At 72.2% G+C, this 3312-nt stretch carries 2 protein-coding genes and 1 pseudogene; 1 reads left to right on the top strand and 2 read right to left on the bottom strand.

Going from position 1 to position 3312, the window contains the following annotated elements:
- Positions 1 to 43: 43 nt before the first annotated feature.
- The gene (locus ACOV8S_RS09650; protein ID WP_448317291.1) at positions 44 to 2191 is read right to left on the bottom strand and encodes an MMPL family transporter; all 2148 of its coding nucleotides are present in this window, start codon (positions 2189 to 2191) and stop codon (positions 44 to 46) included.
- A gap of 91 nt (positions 2192 to 2282) precedes the next feature.
- Here ACOV8S_RS09650 and ACOV8S_RS09645 point away from each other — a divergent pair, with 91 nt between their 5' ends.
- Positions 2283 to 2795 carry a MarR family winged helix-turn-helix transcriptional regulator gene (locus tag ACOV8S_RS09645; RefSeq protein WP_448317290.1) on the top strand — a complete coding sequence of 171 codons (513 nt, stop codon included), beginning with the start codon at positions 2283 to 2285 and terminating at the stop codon, positions 2793 to 2795.
- Between the two features lie 11 nt (positions 2796 to 2806).
- Here the strand turns inward: ACOV8S_RS09645 and ACOV8S_RS09640 are convergent.
- A pseudogene (locus ACOV8S_RS09640) lies at positions 2807 to 3312 on the bottom strand (helix-turn-helix domain-containing protein); the annotation flags it as partial.

Raw genomic sequence — 3312 nt, 5'->3', positions numbered from 1 at the left:
GGCGGGGCCGGGGCCACGGCCTGCCACCAGGGCCCGCCACGGATCAGCTCGGCTTCGCCTGCGCCTCCACCGCCTCGGCCTCAGCCGCCGGCCCGTCCTGGTCCTCGTGCGCGTCCGCCGCTTCACGGGCCAGGCGGCTGGGCCACCAGACCTTGGGTCCGATGTCGCGCACCAGGGCGGGCACGAGGAGCGAGCGCACCACGATGGTGTCCAGCAGCACGCCGAAGGCCACGATGAAGGCGATCTGCGCGAGGAAGGCCAGCGGGATGACGATGAGGGCCGCGAAGGTGGCCGCCAGGACGACACCGGCCGAGGTGATCACCCCGCCGGTGGCGACCAGTCCGCGCAGGACGCCCTGCCGGGTGCCCAGGCGCAGCGTCTCCTCCCGGACGCGGGACATCAGGAAGATGTTGTAGTCGACGCCCAGGGCGACCAGGAAGACGAATCCGTACAGCGGGACGGAGGCGTCGGTGCCGGAGAAGCCGAAGCCGTGCTCGAACACCAGCCCGGCGATGCCGAGCGTGGCCAGGTAGTTGAGTGCCACGGTCGCCACCAGCAGCACCGGGAGGAGCAGGGACCGCAGCAGGAGGACGAGGATGACCAGGATGATCGCGAGGACGACGGGGATGATGAGGGTACGGTCGTGCTCCGCGGTGCTCTGGGTGTCGTACTGCTGCGCGGTGTAGCCGCCGACCAGGACACTGCTGTCGACCTTGTCGAGCCGTTCCCGCAGCGCGCTCACGGCCTCCTTGGCCGCGTCGCTGTCGGGTGCGGCGGTGAGGGTCGCGTCGATGCGGATCCGGCCGTCGGCCACCAGCGGCGCCGCGTCCGGCCTGCCGGATTCGGTGACCACGCGGACGTCGGCCACCCCGGCCGTGGCGGCGGCGACGTCGGTCACGTCCGCCCGCTCGTCCGCGTCCGCGATGATCACGGCCGGCTGGCCGGAGCCGCCGGGGAAGTGCTTGCCGAGGGCCTGCTGTGCGGCCACCGACGGCGCGTCGTTGACGAAGAGTTCGTCGAGCGGCACGCCCTTCGACTGCAGGGCGGGGAAGAAGGCGGCCCCGGCCACCAGCAGGACCATGGTGCCGAGCCACAGCCGTCGCGGCTGGGCGTCCACCCGGTGCGCGACCCGCCGCCAGATTCCGTGGCCGCCGCTCTCCGCGTCGGCGGAGCGGGGCTTGGCCGGCCAGAAGGCCGCCTTGCCCATCAGGGCGAGCACCGCCGGAAGGAAGGTCAGCGTGGTGAGGACCGCGCAGACGATGCCGATCGCGCCGACCGGGCCCAGCGCGCGGTTGTTGGTCAGGTCGCTGAGCAGCAGGGCGAGCAGGCCCAGGGCGACGGTCGCGGCGCTGGCGGTGATCGCGCCGAAGGAACCGCGCGTGGCGGCGAGGGCCGCGGCGACCTTGTCCCCGCTGTGCGACAGCTCCTCGCGGAAGCGTGCCGTCAGCAGCAGCGCGTAGTCGGTGGCCGCGCCGATCACCAGGATCGACAGGATGCCCTGCACCTGGCCGTCGACCCGCACGACGTCGTGGTCGGCGAGGACGTACACGACGGCGCAGGCCACGCCGAGCGCGAAGACGGCGCTGATGATGATGGTGAAGGGCAGCAGGACGCTGCGGTAGACGAGCAGCAGGATGACGAGCACGGCCGCGAGCGCGACGCCGAGGAGGATGCCGTCGATGCCGGCGAATGCCTCGCTCAGGTCACCCTGGGTGGCGGCCGGACCGGCGAGCTGCGCGCGGGTGCCCGGCACCTCGGCGGCGGCCGCCTTGACGTCGTCCAGTACCTCGGCGAGCCGGTCACCGAGGTCCGGGCTCAGCGGGACGACGCCCTGGAGGGCCTCCCCGTCCTCGGAACGCAGCGCCGGTGAGGGGGTGCCGGCCACCCCGTCGGCCTCGGCCAGGGAGGCGAGCTGCCCGGTGGCGGCCTTCTGCTGGGCCTTGTCCACCGGGCCGCCGCCCTCGGCGGTCCACACGATGATCGCCGGGAGGGTCTCCTCCTGGTTGAAGGCCTTCTGCTCCTCGATGACCTTGGTGGACTGGGCGTTCTGCGGCAGGAACGCCGCCTGGTCGTTGGTGGCGACCTCCCCGAGCTTGCCCGCGTAGGAGCCGAAGGCTCCTCCGAGGCCGAGCCAGACGACGACGAGGACGAGAGGGACCAGCAGGCGGACTGGTCGACGCAGGGTGTTCATGCACTTCCCAACGGACGCGGAGCGAAGGACGAAGGTCAATATATCTCAAAGATAAAGTATCTCAACAATCGAGAGATCTTAGAATGGAGTCATGGAACGGACCAGTCCGGAGAGCCGGAACGACACAGCGCACGACCTGCAGGCATTCGCCGTCCTGCTGCGGACGCTGACCAGCGAGACCAACCGGCGCGCGCACTCCTTCGCGCACAGCCACGGTCTGCACGCCACCGACGTCCACGCTCTGGCTGCCGTCATGGACTCCGCCGTCACGGAGGGCCGCCCGATGACGCCCTCACGGCTCGCCGAGCGCCTGAGCCTCACCTCCGGCGCGGTCACCGCCTGCATCGACCGGCTGGAGCGAGCCGGCCACATCGGCCGGACGCGCGACAGCGCCGACCGCAGGGTCGTCCACCTGGAGTACAAGCCGGCGGCCCGCGCGCTGGCCCGTCAGTACTTCAGCCCGCTGGCGCGCAGCACCGAGGCGGCGATGGAGCAGTTCACGTCCGAGCAGCTCGCCACGGTGGCAGACTTCCTGCAGACGCTCAACCAGGAACTGGCCGCCGACCGGTTCGGCGGAGCACCGGGTCAGGAGCCGACTCGGTAGACCGGTGCGCGTCAGGGGGTGCAGCGGGGCAGCAGCCGGGCGAGCTGGTCGAGTTCGTCGGGGGCGACGCGAATGCCGGGGAGCCACACCGGCCCGTCGTCGCGGGTGACCTGGATCCAGATGCTGCTGTGCTTCCCGTTCTCGTCGGTGACGGTGACGCCGTCGGCGACCGTGCAGCGCGCCTGGAGCAGGTCGTGGTGCCAGACCCGGCCCGCGGCGTTGGATCTGACGTAGGGGCGGTAGGGGTCGTAGGCCAGGGAGAGGGCGCAGTTGTGCGTGCGGGGCTTCCGGCACACCTCCTCCGCGTTGTGGACGACGACACCGGCCTCGCCCCGTCCGCCCGTTCCGCCCAGGGCGCCCTGGGCCTGTGGGCCACCCGGTCCGCCCAGGGGAAGCAGGAGGGCCGCCAGCATCCAGGTCACGAGGCTTCCCGTGGCGGTCGCCGCCGCGGCCACCGCCACGACGCCACCGCGGGTCAGCCCTCCGCCCGGCCGGCGCCACCACGCCTGTTCGCGGC

This window comes from Streptomyces sp. CO7, assembly GCF_053474865.1.
The sequence above is the reverse complement of the archived record's forward strand: the minus strand, read 5'-3'. Positions and strand labels throughout refer to the sequence as shown.

Excerpts from the sequence above, each read along its gene's own strand:
- ACOV8S_RS09650 (WP_448317291.1), bottom strand. The coding sequence starts at position 2,191 with ATGAACACCCTGCGTCGACCAGTCCGCCTGCTGGTCCCTCTCGTCCTC.
- ACOV8S_RS09645 (WP_448317290.1), top strand. The coding sequence starts at position 2,283 with ATGGAACGGACCAGTCCGGAGAGCCGGAACGACACAGCGCACGACCTG.